General features: G+C 72.0%; 10 protein-coding genes. 8 read left to right on the top strand and 2 right to left on the bottom strand.

Annotated features, from left to right (window positions below; all coding sequences use genetic code 11):
- The first annotated feature begins 95 nt into the window (after positions 1-95).
- The 4 genes from IE97_RS0103715 (at position 96) to IE97_RS0103700 (ending at position 8201) form a co-directional block, all read left to right on the top strand.
- The gene (locus tag IE97_RS0103715) at positions 96-1619 is read left to right on the top strand and encodes an acyl-CoA synthetase (protein ID WP_030230852.1); all 1524 of its coding nucleotides are present in this window, start codon (positions 96-98) and stop codon (positions 1617-1619) included.
- 27 nt (positions 1620-1646) lie between these two features.
- A complete protein-coding gene (locus tag IE97_RS0103710) occupies positions 1647-1958 on the top strand; it encodes a trypco2 family protein (RefSeq protein WP_030230848.1) in 312 nt (103 codons plus the stop codon).
- Positions 1959-1967: 9 nt separating this feature from the next.
- Positions 1968-7256, top strand: a complete 5289-nt coding sequence (locus IE97_RS0103705; RefSeq protein ID WP_051704831.1) for an aKG-HExxH-type peptide beta-hydroxylase — start codon at positions 1968-1970, stop codon at positions 7254-7256.
- 231 nt (positions 7257-7487) lie between these two features.
- Positions 7488-8201, top strand: coding sequence for an alpha/beta fold hydrolase (locus tag IE97_RS0103700; protein WP_030230838.1), 714 nt, complete (start codon positions 7488-7490; stop codon positions 8199-8201).
- Here the strand turns inward: IE97_RS0103700 and IE97_RS0103695 are convergent.
- Entirely contained in the window at positions 8173-10011 is a 1839-nt protein-coding gene (locus IE97_RS0103695) for a hypothetical protein (protein ID WP_030230833.1), read from the bottom strand. The two genes, IE97_RS0103700 and IE97_RS0103695, sit on opposite strands and share 29 nt — an antisense overlap.
- Positions 10012-10126: 115 nt before the next feature.
- Complete coding sequence (locus IE97_RS0103690) at positions 10127-11746, bottom strand: acyl-CoA synthetase (protein WP_030230829.1); 1620 nt, start codon at positions 11744-11746, stop codon at positions 10127-10129.
- Positions 11747-11921: 175 nt separating this feature from the next.
- Here IE97_RS0103690 and IE97_RS0103685 point away from each other — a divergent pair, with 175 nt between their 5' ends.
- The 4 genes from IE97_RS0103685 to IE97_RS0103670 are packed head-to-tail and all read left to right on the top strand — an operon-like array spanning position 11922 to position 15920.
- Complete coding sequence (locus tag IE97_RS0103685) at positions 11922-12722, top strand: crotonase/enoyl-CoA hydratase family protein (protein WP_030230824.1); 801 nt, start codon at positions 11922-11924, stop codon at positions 12720-12722.
- A 32-nt stretch (positions 12723-12754) separates the two neighbouring features.
- On the top strand, positions 12755-13696 hold the full coding sequence (locus IE97_RS0103680; protein WP_030230820.1) for a Zn-ribbon domain-containing OB-fold protein: 942 nt from the start codon (positions 12755-12757) through the stop codon (positions 13694-13696).
- Entirely contained in the window at positions 13693-14757 is a 1065-nt protein-coding gene (locus IE97_RS0103675) for a thiolase domain-containing protein (RefSeq protein WP_030230817.1), read from the top strand. Before IE97_RS0103680 ends, IE97_RS0103675 begins: the two co-directional genes overlap by 4 nt.
- Positions 14754-15920 carry a thiolase domain-containing protein gene (locus tag IE97_RS0103670; protein WP_030230813.1) on the top strand — a complete coding sequence of 389 codons (1167 nt, stop codon included), beginning with the start codon at positions 14754-14756 and terminating at the stop codon, positions 15918-15920. The genes IE97_RS0103675 and IE97_RS0103670 overlap by 4 nt, the downstream gene beginning before the upstream one ends.
- Positions 15921-15990 lie beyond the last annotated feature (70 nt).

Genomic DNA, 15990 nt, shown 5'->3' with positions numbered 1-15990 from the left:
CCGGATGGCGTACTTCGCCGGACGCCTCCGGCCGCGGCGGGGTCGAGCCGGCCGGTCCTTGACCTCCCCCGGCGGGGGACCGAGGATCATGTGTCATGACGACGCCCGGACACGGCAGCACGGTTGATGGCATCCTGCGGCGCAGCGCCCGGCGCACCCCGGCGCGCGTCGCGGTCGAGTACGGCGAACGGACCTGGACGTACGACGAACTGGACACCGCCGTCTCCCGCGCGGCGAGCGTCCTCCTCGGGCAGGGACTGTCCCCCGGGGACCGGGTCGGCGCCTACGGCCACAACTCCGACGCCTACCTGATCGCCTTCCTGGCCTGCGCCCGCGCCGGGCTGGTGCACGTGCCGGTCAACCAGAACCTCACGGGTGACGACCTCGCCTACATCATCGGCCAGTCCGGCAGCTCCCTGGTCCTCACCGACCCGGACCTCGCCGGGCGACTCCCGGACGGGGCGCGCGCGTTGCCGCTGCGCGACGCCGACGACTCGCTGCTCGCACGGCTGACCGGGGCGGCCGCGTACGACGGGCCCGAGCCGCGCACCGAGGACCTGGTGCAACTGCTGTACACCTCGGGCACGACCGCCCTGCCCAAGGGCGCGATGATGACGCACCGGGCGCTGGTGCACGAGTACCTGAGCGCGATCACCGCCCTCGACCTCAGTGCGGGTGACCGTCCCGCGCACTCGCTGCCCCTGTACCACTCGGCGCAGATGCACGTCTTCCTGCTGCCCTACCTCGCGGTCGGAGCGACGAACATCATCCTCGACGCCCCCGACGGTGACCGGCTCTTCGACCTGGTCGAGGCGGGCCGTGTGGACAGCCTGTTCGCCCCGCCCACCGTCTGGATCGCACTGTCCAACCGCCCCGACTTCGCCACCCGTGACCTGAGCGGCCTGCGCAAGGCGTACTACGGGGCGTCGATCATGCCGGTCCCCGTGCTGGAACGGCTGAGGGAACGCCTGCCGGAACTGGCCTTCTACAACTGCTTCGGGCAGAGCGAGATCGGCCCCCTCGCCATGGTCCTCGCCCCGTACGAACACAAGGGCCGCATGGACTCCTGCGGCCGTCCCGTGCTGTTCGTCGACGCGCGCGTGGTCGACGAGGACGGCAAGGACGTGCCCGACGGCGCGTCCGGCGAGATCGTCTACCGCTCTCCGCAACTCTGCGAGGGCTACTGGGACAAGCCGGAGGAGACCGCCGAGGCCTTCCGCGACGGCTGGTTCCGCTCCGGCGACCTCGCGGTGCGCGACGCGCACGGCTACTACACGATCGTCGACCGGGTGAAGGACGTCATCAACTCCGGCGGCGTACTGATCGCCTCCCGCCAGGTCGAGGACGCCCTGTACACGCATCCCCAGGTGGCCGAGGCGGCTGTCGTGGGCCAGCCCGACGAGCGCTGGATCGAGGCGGTCACGGCCGTCGTCGTCCCGCGGGGCGAGGTCACGGAGACGGAACTGATCGGCCATGTCCGCGAGAAGCTCGACCCCTTCAAGGTCCCGAAGCGGGTGCTGTTCGTGGAGAGCCTCCCGCGCAACGCCAGCGGGAAGATTCTCAAGCGGGAGCTCAGGAAAGACCTCGGGGAAGGGCCCGGGTCGGTAGCATCCGGGTAGCGCGGTCGCGTGCACGAGGGGGCCATCGTGATCGAACTGTCCGACATGATCCGTGAGTTGCGTGGCCGGCTGACCACCGCGCTGGCGGACGGCGCCGGCGAGGTCATCCGGTTCGAGGCCGGCCCCGTCGAGATCGAGGCGACCGCCGCGGTCACCCGCGAGGCGGACCCGAACGCCAAGGTCCGGTTCTGGGTGGTCGACGCGAGCACGAAGGGCGCTTACGCCAACGCGCAGACGCAGCGCGTCAAACTCACCCTCACTCCCACGACCGTCCCGGCCGCCGGAGGGCCACCACGACCCGCCGTGATCGCGGGTGACGAGGCCCCCGACGAGCGCTGACCGACGGTCATGCGCTACGACTGCGGGCTCGTGCCGCAACGGGTCGCCAAGGTCGTCGTCACGCCCGCGCACGGTGGTCCGCGCCGCCGCGGCTCGGGTTACCTCGTCTCCGTGGGCCGCGTGCTCACCGCCGCCCACGTCGTCGAGGACGCGGCGAAGATCGAGATCCGCTTCCAGGCCGACCGTCCGGACCAGCCGGCCGTGGAGGCTGCCGTGCAGTGGCGGCACACCGGCATCGACGTCGCCGTCCTGGTGGTACCGGTCCAACCGGGCGGGACGGCCGGCGGCGCGGTGCCCGCCGCGGCATACGGCCGGATCGGGGAGCGGGACGTCGTCCTGCGCTGTACCGCGCTGGGCTTCCCGCGCTTCACGTTCCGCCCCCACACGGACGGTTCGCGCTTCCGGGACGCCGAGCACGCGGACGCCACCTGCGCCGCCCTGTCCAACCGCGGTGAGGGCACGCTCGACCTGAAGGTGACCTCGCCCCCGCCGGACGACCCGGACCCCGGCAAGGACGCCTGGGAAGGCATGTCCGGTGCCGCCGTCTTCTGCGAAGGCCACCTCGTGGGAGTCGTCTCCCGCCACCACCGCGGCGATGGGCCGGGCCGCATCGCCGCGGGCCGCGTGGACCGCTGGGCCGAGACACTGACCAGGACAGAACTCTCCGCACTGGAACGTGTGCTGGGGCGCGGACTGACGCCCGAGGGGCTCCCCGACGTCACCGAAGTGACCGTCCGGGGCATGACGCCCGCGGACCGGATCGGCGGACCGCTCGGCCGCATCCCCGCTCCTCCCGCCTCCGGCCCCGCCGCCGTACCGCTCGCCGTTCCTCAGCGCAGGATCTCTCCGGACCGGCTGCGCGGACGAGACGAGACGGTGCGCCAACTGACCGCCGCGATCACCCGGCGGGCCCAGGGCGACGCCTCGGAGCCGGGCGTGTGGCTGCTGTCCGGCATGGGCGGCTGCGGCAAGACGACCCTCGCCCTGGAGGCCGCACACCGGCTGGCCGGCTTGACGCGGGTGTGGTGGGTGTCGGCGGCGGACGCCGAAGTGCTCTCCCTGACGCTGCGGGCGGTCGCTTTCGACGCGGGCGCCCTGGTCGCCGACTTCGCCGGACCGACCCATCCCGCCGATGTGCTCTGGCGGTTCCTCAACACCCTCACCACGCCTTGGCTGCTCGTCCTGGACAACGTCGATGACCCCTCGGTGCTGGCGGCCGAGCAGGCCCCCACCGCCGAGGGCGTCGGCTGGCTGCGCCCGCCCGCGCACCCCCGGGGCACGGTGTTGCTCACCAGCCGCGAGTCCCGCCGGGAAAAATGGGGCGGGTGGGTACATGTGGTAGGCGTCGGCATCCTCTCGGACACCGACGGTGCCGAAGTCCTGCACGACCTCGCCCCGGCTGCCGGAACGGCCGAGGCGGCCCGGGAACTCGCCGCGCATCTCGGGGGCCTGCCCCTCGCGCTCAACCTCGCCGGCTCCTATCTGGCGCGGGCGCTGGAAGATCCCTGGCCGCTGTCGTCGACACCCGAGACGTTCGAGGAGTACCGCGTCAGCCTCGACGCCCGCCTCGCCGACATGGCCTCCGACCCCGGCACGGACCTGGGCCCCGACGAGCGCAGCCGCCGCGCGATCCTCAGCACCTGGGAGCTCTCCCTCGACCTGCTGCACCGCCAGGCCACCGACCTCGCGCGCCCGCTGCTGCGGCTGCTGTCGGCACTGGGACCTGCGCCCGTCCCGTATCAGGAACTCATCGCGCCGCACCTGCTCGCCGAGAGCACGCTGTTCACCAGCCCCACGGGAGAGCGGCTCAAGGACGCGGTGAAGGGCCTCGCCGGCCTCCAGTTGATCACCATCGAGACGAGCCGCGAGTCCGCTGACGGGGCGAAGAACCGCCCGCAGCGCTGGATCACCATCCACCCGATGGTCCGGGCCGCCTGCCGCGCCCATGCCGACTTCACCAGCCAGACGCCCCGGCTGCTGCGCCTCGTCACCGAACTGCTGGGGAGCTACACACGTCCTCTCGACACCTTCGATCCCAAGGACTGGCCCCGCTGGCAGGCCATCGCCCCGCACTGCGCCGCCGTCCTGACCCTGCTGCCCGACGACGACCGTGTGGACCCGGAGCTGGCCGTCGCGGCCACCGAGCCCGCCGTGCGGGCGGCGCAGTACCGCAGCGGCCTCGGAATGTACGGCGAAGCCAGCGCCGAGCTCGACGCGCTCGGCTCGATACGGGCCCGGCTGCTCGGTGACGACCACCCGGCGACCATCGCCGCCGCCCTCCACCGCGCCTGGGCGGTGCGCCACACCGGCGCTCTCACCGAGGCGGACCAGCTGTACCAGGACGTGACCCGGGCCTGCGCACGTGCCCTGCCGGACGGCCACGCCTACCTCCAGTCGGCCAAGACCGGCCGGGCCCGGGTCCTGCGCGAGCTGGGGGACTACGAGACCGCCGAACGGGAGTTGCGCGAGGCCCTTGCCATGCGGCTACGGGCAGGGACCCACCCGCGCGGAATCCTGCGCATCCGCCACGACCTGGCGACACTCGCCCACAAACGAGGCCGCGACGAGGAAGCCGTCGCCCAACTACGCCTTGTCGCAGATGAGTTCAAGGAGCTGGCAGGAGAGAACGACCTGGACACCCTCGCCACCGGCGTCAGCCTCACCCGGGCGCTGCGGGAGGCGGGCCACGCCGAGGAAGGGGCACAGGTCATCGAGAACGTCATACGCGGATACCGGCAGGTGCTGGAGCCCGAACACCCCGACGTCCTCATGGCCCGCCACGAACGCGCCCGGCTGGTCCGGGACCACGAGTCGGACCCGGCGTGCGTACAGCGGGCGAGGGACGAGTTCGCCGACATCTGGCGGATCGACACACGCCGGCTGGGGCCCGACCACCCGGACACCCTCGCGGCCCGGCACGAACTCGCCACGACCTGGCACCTGCTGGGCGACCCGCGAACGGCTGCCGAGCACTACGAGGCCGTGCTGGAGGCCGGCAGACGGCGACTCGGCGAGCAGCACCCCAACGTCCTCCGCTGCGCACGCAATCTCGCCAGGGTGCGAGCGGACCTCGCCGAGCCCGGGGCCCCCGCCGTAGCGGCCGAGGCCGACGGCGGTGAAGCGGCACTACGAGGAGATCTCCCGATGGACGACCGCCCGGACGACCAGGACGCACCGGCGTCCGCCATCCCGGACCTGACGGCCCTGTGCCTCGAACAGGCGCTGACAGGCCCCTCGCACCCCGCCACCGCACGCCTCGTCGAGCGGTACGTCCGGCCCCGGGTGAGCCGGGGCGGAGACGACCCCGGAGGCGGCGGCTACTCGGAGGCCGGCTACGGGCGGCCCGCCGGGCGGCCCGTGAGCTACACACCGCCCGCGAGCTACACACCGGCCCCGGTCCACCGCGACGCACGCAGCGACCCCGAGGAACGGCCCGCGTCCCGGCTGCCCTTCCCCGATCCGGCCGACCTGGAGGCGATGGCAGCGGGCACCGAGGACCGCGTCCTGGCCCAGCGGCTGCGCGCTCAGCAGCGCGGAGCCCGGGCCGTGGTGCTGAACCAGCTCCTCGGCCTGGCCGCCGCGCTCACCCCCGGCCAGGACGACGGGGCGCCCCGGGCCCGGGACGTCCGGGACCTCCTCGTGCGCGCCGAGCAGGACGACCCCCAAGCGGTGACGACGGTCCTGCTCCACCCGTCCGTGGGGCGCTGGCTCAGCCAGGCGCTGAGGGCGCTGAGCACACCGCCCGGCGGACCGCACACCTGGACCGGGACACCGCCGGGGGACCTCCTCCACCTCCACTCGGTCGCGGCAGCGGCCGGCGTCATGGCCCGGCAACTGTTCGTCCTGCCTGTTCCCGTGCACGACGGCTACGTCCACCTGCCCGGCCTGGGAGCCGCCGACCTGCGCGCATCCGGGACCGTCACCGCCCATGTCGTCTCCATGGGAAGCGCGGCCGTCGTCAGGGGCAGGGACGTGGAGGTGCGGCTGCCCGGCCGGAGTGATCCGAACCCGCCGGGCTGGATCCCCGTGCACCGGGTGCGGACGCCCGTCGGCGACCGGGACCTGCGCCTCGTCCTGGAGGATCTCGATCCCTACCGCGAGAGCGGCGGGCCCCTGCCGCCCCGCCCCCTCGACCCGGTGGAGATCACCCAGTGGCGGCGCACGATCCGCGACGCGGGAAAACTGCTGGCCGACGTCCTGCCCCGGCAGGCCGACGCCGTCGCGGTGGCGGTCACGGCACTCACACCCCGAGCTGAGCCGGAGCCCACCGCCGGGCTGATGACCTCCGTCTCGTCGAGCGACGCGTTCGGCGGAGCGGTGCTCAGCACGCCGCCGGACGCGGTGGAACTCGCCGCCACCCTGCTGCACGAGTTCCGCCACATGGAGCTCAACACCCTCCTGGACTCCCTCGACCTCTACGACACCGAAAGCGACGGACCCGACGCGGAGCTCTACTACGCCCCCTGGCGTGACGACCCGCGTCCGCTGCCCGGCTTCCTGCACGGCGTCTTCGCCTTCTTCACGGTGGTCGACTTCTGGCAGGAACTCGCGCAGCGGGACGACGACCAGCGCCTGCGGCGACGGGCCCAGTTCCAGTTCGCCTACTGGCACACCCAGACACGGCACGCCTACGCCTCCCTCTGCTCGACGACACACCTCACCGTGGCGGGCCGGAAGTTCCTCTCCGCGATGGCGGCCCGCACGAAGCGGTGGACGGAATGCTCGGGCACGCCCGCGGAGGTGACCGCTCTCGCGGCGGAAGCGGTCGTCGCACATCGCACCTCCTGGCGGCTGCACCACCTGCGGCCCGACCCGGGCGCTGTCTCGGAACTCGCCGAGGCTTGGCGGCTGAACGCGGACCACGTACCTCGGACGACCGTCACCGGCCGACTGGCGCCCGACCCCGCCGTCCCCTCCCTGAACCACTACACGGCCCTGCTGTCCCGGTGGGCGGCCGCCCCCGGCGAGGTCGAGGTGGAGGCCGCCGACCGGGCCCGCCTGCTCGGGGAGACGGACGAGGCCTGCCGCCTCGCCGCCGAGCAGGTGACAGAGCGACCGCAGCAGCCCGAGGCCTGGGTCCGGCTCGGGCTCGCGCTGCGCGCGGTGGCACCGGCCTCACCTCCGGTCGTCCAAGAAGCGGTGGCGGCACGGGCGTTGACGCACCGCCCGGAGGTCGTCCGAGCCACCTTCGCCCGTGTCACGGCCGAGCGGGGCACGCAGCCGGACCCGGTGGCCCTGGCAGCGTGGCTCGGCGCTCCGGACACGCTTGCCGACCTGCCGTCCATGCACCCGCTCTGACGGGTCGTCCTACCGGGGCCGTGGAACCCTGTTGTGCGGGGGGAGGGGGCAGGACAGGCGTATCAGCGGCATGCCGACCTTCCACGCCCCCGACTGCCTGAAGGACTCATGCGGCGGAACGGCGGTCCGAGCCCCGCTCATGCCCGGCGCACGGCCGACGGGAGTGAGACGTGCTTCTGCTGCCGGCAGAGCGAGCCCGCCGGCCGAGGTCGTCTCGCTACCGTGCCCGGCATGGACACCGGGCAACGCACCGTACGGGCGAACGGCATCACTCTGGCCTACCGCGCATGGGGGCCGCGGGACGCACCGCCCCTCGTGCTGCTGCACGCCCGCGGGGCCGACGGTGCCCACTGGTCGGAGATCGCACCCGCACTGGCCGCTGGGCCCCGCCGGGTGTACGCCCCCGACCTGCGCGGGCACGGCCGCAGCGACTGGCCCGGCGGATACGCCTGCGCGGCCATGCGCGACGACGTGCACGCCTTCCTGGGCGCGCTCGGCATCGCCCGCGCCGACGTCGTGGGCCACTCGCTCGGCGGCACCGTCGCCTGCCTACTCGCCCAGCACAGTCCGTGGCTCGTTCGGCGGCTCGTCCTGGAGGACGTGCCCGCGCCCTCCCCGCTCGACCCTCCGCGCCCGCTTGCCGAACATCCGGGCGGGGACCTGCCGAACGACTGGGCGATGATCCTCGCCACCGACGAACAGCGCAATGCCCCGGACCCTGTGTGGTGGGACCACATGGGGCGTATCACCATGCCCACGCTGCTGATCGGTGGCGGGCCGACCAGCCTGATCCCCCAGGAGCAGGTCGACGCCCTCGCCGAGCTGCTTCCCGATGCCCGGCGCGTCACCATCGACGCCGGGCATCTCGTGCACCAGGCACGGCCGGGGGAGTTCCTCACCGCGGTGGAGGAGTTCCTCAGCCCTGCGGACCGTACGCCGTCATGAAACGGTCGCGGAACTTGTCCATACCCCACCGGGGCGCTTCCGGGGCCGGCTTGAGACCGTCGGTCCAGCCCCAGTCGGCGACCCGGTCCAGGACCTTCGGGTCTTTGGCGACGATGCTGATCGGCACGTCCTTGCCGGTGTCCCCGGCGAGAACGGTCGGCACCGGCTGGTGGTCGCCGAGGAAGACGAGCACCGTGTCCTCGTCGCCGTAGCGCTCGACCCACTCCGTCAGGCTCCGCAGGGAGTACTCGATGGCCTTCCGGTACTCGGTTCGTACCTTCTCCGGGTCCTTCCAGACCTCCGTGGGGTCGGTGCCCTCCTTCTTGATCCGGTGGAAGACCGAGCCGTCCCCGAGATCCTTCCAGTCGATCATCCGCGCCATGGGTGACCAGGGATTGTGGCTGGAGGCGAGGATGATCTCCGCCATGATCGGCTCACGGTCCTTCTTGCCGTGCTCCAGACGCTGGAAGGCCTCCATGCTGAACTGGTCGGGCACGGGCGTCCAGCTGAAGTACGGGCCGTGGTAGCCGAGGTGTTCGGAGTCGTAGATGTGGTCCAGACCGAAGAACTTGCCCTCCGGCCAGGCCCGGCGCACACCCGGGACGATGCCGACGGTTCGCCAGGCGCCTGTCTTTCCGAAGTACTTGGTCAGCGTCATGCGGTCGCTGGTGGTCAGGCTGCGGTACCGCTGCTGGTTCTTGATCCACAGACCGGACAGGAACGTCGAGTGGGCGAGCCAGCTGCCCGCGCCCGTCACCGGCGACTGCAACCAGCCGCTGCGCGATGCGAACCCGGCCGCCTTGAGCGACGCGGTGCCCTCCTTCAGCACCGCGTCGGTCTGCTTCGCCATCGCCGGGTCGTCGATCGCGACCCGGCCGTAGCTCTCGATGAAGGTGAACAGGACGTCCTTGCCGCGCAGGCCGGTGAGCAACTGATCCGGTGGCGTCTTGGCGAAGGCGTCCACCGCGGCCTGCTTCGCGAAGATCCGCGTGTCCTTCAGACCGGCCCGTACCTGCTTCACCCGGTTGCCGACGAACTCCGCGTTGCCCTTGGTGGCGACCGGCATGGTGCCGATCTGCACGCCCAGCGTCATGCAGGTGATCCACGCCGTGCCGAGGATCAGCGTCGTACGGGCGGCGACGGGACGGTGCCGGACCATGAGGTCCGTCAGCCGCACCATGGCGAGGGTCGTGAGGACCAGCACCGCGACGAGCAGCACGATCACCCCGATCACCGCCAGCACCTGGCCGGAACGGCCGAACGTCTCCCGCAGGAAGTCCGTGGCGTTCTCGATCAGAATCCAGTCCAGGACCAGATCGAAGGGCCGGGCCAGCACCTGGTAGAAGCCCATGTCGACGAACTTCAGGACGGTGAACAGCCCGAGTACCAGGCCCGAGACGACCGCCATGATCCGCCGCGGCTTCGGCGGCAGCGCCAGCAGCAGCCCCGCGAGCAGCACACCCTCGGCGGGGATACGGACGAACGAGGCGAACTCGATCTTCTCGGTCCGGTTGGGTACGAGGAGCGCGAACACCACGAGCGCTCCGGCCAGGACGCTCGTCCCCACGGTGACGCCCCGCGCCGTACGGGGCCAGCGACGCCGCCAGCCGAACCAGCCGGGCCTCACCGCGTCCGGGACCGGGGCGGATGTCTTGTCCGAGCCCGGGTCGGGGGCGGTGTCCGCTTCCGTCTCAGGTGTCTCCGGTTCGGCTTGTTCCCCGGTCTCCTCCATCTTCGGCGTGTCGCCGTCCGGTTCCGCCCCGCCCTCGGTCGTGTCCGACTGCTGGCGGGAGCGAGTGAAGAGCGACACCCGGAGGTCCTTCCGTGCGGTCTTGCTAGGCATGGCAAACAGAGCCCGGTGGACAGGGCCTGCCACCACCAGTACGTCCGCACGTCACCTTAGGTTCAATCGAGGGGCCGGAGATTCAACCGTCCGCCGCCACCGCCACGTCCCGCGCCCACCGGTAGTCCGCCTTGCCGCTCGGCGACCGCTGGACCGACTCCGTGATCACCAGCTGGCGCGGGATCTTGTAGCCGGCGAGCCGGTCGCGGCAGTGCGTCCGGATGTCTTCGAGTGACGGCCGCGCCGCGCCCTCGCGCAGTTGCACCACGGCCGCCACATGGTGACCCCACTGAGGGTCCGGCACCCCTGCCACCAGCGCGTCGTAGACGTCCGGGTGGGACTTGAGGGCCTGCTCGACCTCCTCCGGATACACCTTCTCGCCACCGGTGTTGATGCACTGCGAGCCGCGGCCGAGGACGGTGACGACGCCCTCCTCGTCGACGGTGGCCATGTCGCCGAGCAGCACCCACCGCTCGCCGTCCTTCTCGAAGAACGTCTCGGCGGTCTTGTCCGGGTCGTTGTAGTAGCCGAGCGGCACATGTCCGCACTGGGCGACGCGGCCCACCTCGCCGGCCGCCACCGGCTCGTGCGTGGCAGGGTCGACCACCTGCGTCCGGGCGTTGACACGGACCCTGAAGCCCCGCTCCGGGCCCGAGTCCTCGGTCGCCGTCCCGTTGAAACCGGACTCCGACGAGCCGAAGTTGTTGAGCAGCACGGCGTTCGGCACCAGCTCCTGGAACTGCCGGCGCACCGTGTCCGACATGATCGCGCCGGACGACGACACGCTGAACAGCGACGAGCGGTCGATGTGCCGCAGCGGACCGCTCAACGCGTCGATCAGCGGCCGCAGCATCGCGTCGCCCACCAGCGAGATGCTGCTGACCCGCTCCTTCTCCACGGTCCGCAGTACCTCCTCGGGCACGAACTTGCGGTGGATCACGACCCGCTGCCCGAAGTTGAAACCGATGAAAGCGGTGAGCGTGGAGGTCCCGTGCATCAGCGGCGCCGTCGGGAAGAAGGTGATCCCCGCACCGCCGGCGGCGACCCGCTCGGCGAGTTCCTCCGGCTTCTTCACCGGCTCACCGGTCGGAGCGCCCCCGCCGAGACCCGCGAAGAACAGATCCTCCTGCCGCCACATGACGCCCTTCGGCATGCCCGTCGTACCGCCGGTGTAGATGACGAACCGGTCATCGGCCGAGCGGGCCGGGAAGGCACGCGCCGGCGAGCCCGCGGCCTCGGCATCCGCGAACTCCGTACACGGCACCCCGGCGGCTCCCGGAGCCGGAGCACCCACCCGGATCAGATGGCGCAGCCTCTCCGCCCGCGGACGCGCCGCGGCCACCCGCTCGGTGAACTCCGCGTCGAAGACGAGCGCCACCAGGTCCGCGTCCCGGTAGAGGTACACCAACTCCTCCGCGACGTAGCGGTAGTTGACGTTGACCGGGACGATCCGCGCCTTCAGACAGCCCAGCACCGTCTGCAGGTACTCCACGCCGTTGTAGAGGTGGAGCCCGAGGTGCTCGCCCGGCCGTATCCCGCTGTCGAGCAGATGGTGGCCGACGCGGTTGGCCGCCGCGTCCAGCTCCGCGTACGTCAGGCGGCGCTCCGCGCCCGTTCCGGGATGGTCGACGTGGACGAGTGCCTCACGGTCCGGTACGACGTCGACGACCGACTCGAACAGGTCGGCAAGGTTGTACTCCACCGCTCCTCCTGACCCGGGACGTGCCTGGCATCGGACGGTTCGCCGGTCATCAGAGCAAAGCGCGGTCCAACTGTGAAGGCCCCGCGCCAAGAAATCTGACTGTCTGTCAGAAAACCCTTGAAGTGCCTCCCGCCCTACTGCAACCTGTTCTCGTTCCAGGAGAGGGGAGTTGGCCATGGGTGGGACGGAACACCTCACCGTGCGGCGCGAAGGCGCCACACTGGTGCTCACGCTCAACCGGCCGGAGGCCAGGAACGCGCTCTCGCTGCCGATGCTCGTCGGCCTCCACGACGGCTGGCTCGAGGCCGACGCGGACGACGCGGTCCGCTCGATCGTGTTCACCGGTGCCGGGGGCTCGTTCTGCTCGGGCATGGACCTCAAGGCGCTCGCCGGGAACGGCATGGCGGGGGAGGGGTACCGCGACCGGCTCAAGGCCGACCCCGACCTGCACTGGAAGGCGATGCTGCGCCACCATCGCCCGCGCAAGCCGGTGATCGCCGCCGTCGAGGGGTACTGCGTCGCGGGCGGCACCGAAATGCTCCAGGGCACCGACATCCGCGTCGCGGGCGAGTCGGCGACCTTCGGCCTCTTCGAGGTGAGGCGCGGCCTGTTCCCCATCGGCGGCTCCACGGTCCGGCTGCAGCGCCAGATCCCGCGCACCCACGCCCTGGAGATGCTCCTCACCGGCCGCCCCTACACCGCCCGGGAAGCCGCCGCCATCGGTCTGGTCGGCCACGTCGTCCCCGACGGCACCGCACTCGAGAAGGCACTGGAGATCGCCGAGCGGATCAACTCCTGCGGCCCGCTGGCCGTCGAGGCCGTGAAGGCCTCGGTCTACGAGACCGCCGAGATGACCGAGTCCGACGGCCTCGCGGCCGAGCTCACCCGCGGCTGGCCCATCTTCGACACCGCCGACGCCAAGGAGGGCGCCCGCGCCTTCGCGGAGAAACGACCGCCCGTCTACAAGCGCGCCTGACCGGCCGCGCCCCACCGAAGGAGCCCTCCGGCATGCCCGAAGTCCTCAAGGCCCCCCTCGTCGTCGAGTTCCCCTTCACCCGCTCCCTCGGCCCCGTCCAGAGCGCCTTCCTGACCGGCCTGCGCGAACGCGTCGTCCTCGGCGTCCGCACCGGCGACGGCCGCGTCCTGGTCCCGCCCGTCGAGTACGACCCCGTCACCGCGGAGGAGCTCGGCGACCTCGTCGAGGTCGCCCCCACCGGCACGGTCACCACCTGGGCCTGGAACCACGCCCCCCGCCGGGGCCAGCCCCTCACCACCCCCTTCGCCTGGGCCCTGGTCCGCCTCGACGGCGCCGACACCGCCCTCCTGCACGCCCTGGACGCCCCGGGCCCCGACACCGTGCGCACCGGCATGCGCGTCCGCGTCCGCTGGGCGGAGGAACGCACGGGCGCCATCACGGACATCGCCTGCTTCGAGCCCTGCGCCGATGGCCCCCAGCGGCCCACGGGCAGCACAGGCGAGTTCGAGGAACCCGTCACCGGCATCGTCGCCGCGGCCCGCCTCGACTACACCTATTCACCCGGCCGCGCCCAGACCGCCTACATCAACGCCCTCGCCGGCCGGCGGACCGTCGGCGAACGCTGCCCGTCCTGCCGCAAGGTGTACGTCCCCCCGAGGGGGGCGTGCCCCACATGTGGCGTGGCCACGACCGAACAGGTCGAGGTGGGGCCGCGCGGCACGGTCACCACGTTCTGCATCGTCAACATCAAGGCGAGGAACCTCGACATCGAGGTGCCCTACGTCTACGCCCACATCGCCCTCGACGGCGCGGGCCTCGCCCTGCACGGCCGCATCGGAGGCATCCCCTACGACGAGGTCCGCATGGGCCTGCGCGTCGAACCCGTGTGGACGGAGGGCGCCCGCTACCCCGATCACTACCGGCCCACGGGCGAGCCCGACGCGGACTACGACACCTACAAGGAGCTGCTGTGACGGGCGCACCGCGGGACTGCGAGATCGCCGTCGTCGCCTTCGCCCAGACCGCCCACCGGCGCACCAGCGAGGAGCTCTCCGAGGTGGAGATGCTCATGCCGGTGCTGCACGAGGTCCTCGACCGGACCGGCCTGAAGACCGCCGACATCGACTTCACCTGCTCCGGCTCCAGCGACTACCTCGCCGGCCGCGCCTTCTCCTTCACCCTCGCCCTCGACGGCGTGGGAGCCTGGCCGCCGATCTCCGAGTCGCACGTCGAGATGGACGGCGCCTGGGCCCTCTACGAGGCCTGGACCAAACTCCTCACCGGCGACGCCGACACCGCCCTCGTCTACTCCTACGGCAAGTCCTCACCGGGCTCGGCCCGGGACGTCCTGACCCGCCAGCTCGACCCCTACTACGTGGCACCCCTGTGGCCCGACTCGGTCGCGCTCGCCGCCCTCCAGGCGCAGGCCCTGATCGACGCCGGCGACACCGACGAGCCCGCCCTCGCGACCATCGCCGCCCGCAACCGCGAGGCCGCGAACGACAACCCGTACGCGCAGCTCAAAGGATCCGTCCCGCAGGGCGGCTACCTCGTACGGCCGCTGCGCACCGGCGACTGCCCGCCGATCGGCGACGGCGCCGCCGCCGTGATCCTCGCGGCGGGGGACCGGGCCCGTGAACTGTGCTCACGCCCCGCCTGGATCCGCGGCATCGACCACCGCATCGAGGCCCACGGCCTCGGCGTGCGCGACCTGACCGCGTCGCCCTCCGCCCGCCTCGCCGCAGAACGCGCCGGCGCCTTCGAACGGCCCGTCGACACCGCCGAGTTGCACGCGCCGTTCACCGCTCAGGAGATCGTCCTGCGCAAGGCCCTCCGCCTCGGCGACGACGTACGCGTCAACCCCTCCGGCGGAGCCCTCGCAGCCAACCCGATCATGGCCGCCGGCCTCATCCGCATCGGCGAGGCCGCCGCCCGCGTCCACCGCGGCGAGTCCGACCGCGCCCTCGCCCACGCCACGTCCGGCCCCTGCCTCCAGCAGAACCTGGTCGCCGTACTCGAAGGGGAGCCCCGATGAGCAAGGAGCCCGTGGCCGTCGTCGGCATCGGCCAGACTCAACACGTCGCGGCACGCCGGAACCTGTCCATCGCCGGACTGGTCCGGGAAGCGGCTCGCCGCGCCCTGGACGACGCAGAACTGACCTGGGCCGACATCGACGCCGTCGTGATCGGCAAGGCGCCCGACTTCTTCGAGGGCGTCATGATGCCGGAGCTCTACCTCGCCGACGCGCTGGGAGCCGTCGGCAAACCCATGCTCCGCGTGCACACCGCGGGCTCGGTCGGCGGATCCACCGCCCTCGTCGCCGCGAACCTCGTCGCGGCCCGCGTCCACGGCACGGTCCTGACCCTCGCCTTCGAAAAACAGTCCGAGTCCAACGCCATGTGGGGCCTGTCCCTGCCCATCCCCTTCCAGCAGCCCCTGCTGGCCGGGGCCGGCGGATTCTTCGCCCCGCACGTGCGCGCGTACATGCGACGCAGCGGGGCGCCCGAGACGATCGGCGCCCTGGTCGCCTACAAGGACCGGCGCAACGCGCTGAAGAACCCCTACGCCCACCTGCACGAGCACGACATCACCCTGGAGAAGGTGATGGCCTCGCCGATGCTGTGGGACCCGATCCGCTACTCGGAGACCTGCCCCTCCTCCGACGGCGCCTGCGCCATGATCCTCACCGACCGCGCCGGAGCCGCCCGGGCGCCGCGGCCGCCCGCCTGGATGCTCGGCGGCGCGATGCGCAGCGAACCGACCCTCTTCGCCGGCAAGGACTTCGTCTCCCCGCAGGCCGGACGGGACTGCGCGGCCGACGTCTACCGGCAGGCCGGGATCACCGACCCGCGCCGCGAGATCGACGGCGCCGAGATCTACGTGCCGTTCTCCTGGTACGAGCCGATGTGGCTGGAGAACCTGGGCTTCGCCGACGAGGGCGAGGGGTGGAAGCTCACCGAGTCCGGGGTGACCGAACTCGACGGGGACCTGCCCGTCAACATGTCGGGCGGGGTGCTGTCCACCAACCCCATCGGCGCCTCCGGCATGATCCGTTTCGCGGAAGCCGCCCTGCAGGTGCGCGGGCAGGCCGGAGAACACCAGGTGGACGGTGCCCGCCGGGTCCTCGGCCACGCCTACGGCGGCGGATCGCAGTTCTTCTCCATGTGGCTCGTGGCAGCACAGCCCCCCGATGCCTGAAAGGTCCCCCTCACGTGCCCTGTTGGCCGTGGGACACGATCGCTAGGCTGGCCGCGGACGACGAATCGGG

The organism is Streptomyces sp. NRRL S-455 (assembly GCF_000717875.1).
Taxonomy (GTDB): domain Bacteria; phylum Actinomycetota; class Actinomycetes; order Streptomycetales; family Streptomycetaceae; genus Streptomyces.
Note: the sequence above shows the minus strand (reverse complement) of the source record. Positions and strands in the feature narration are given on the sequence as shown.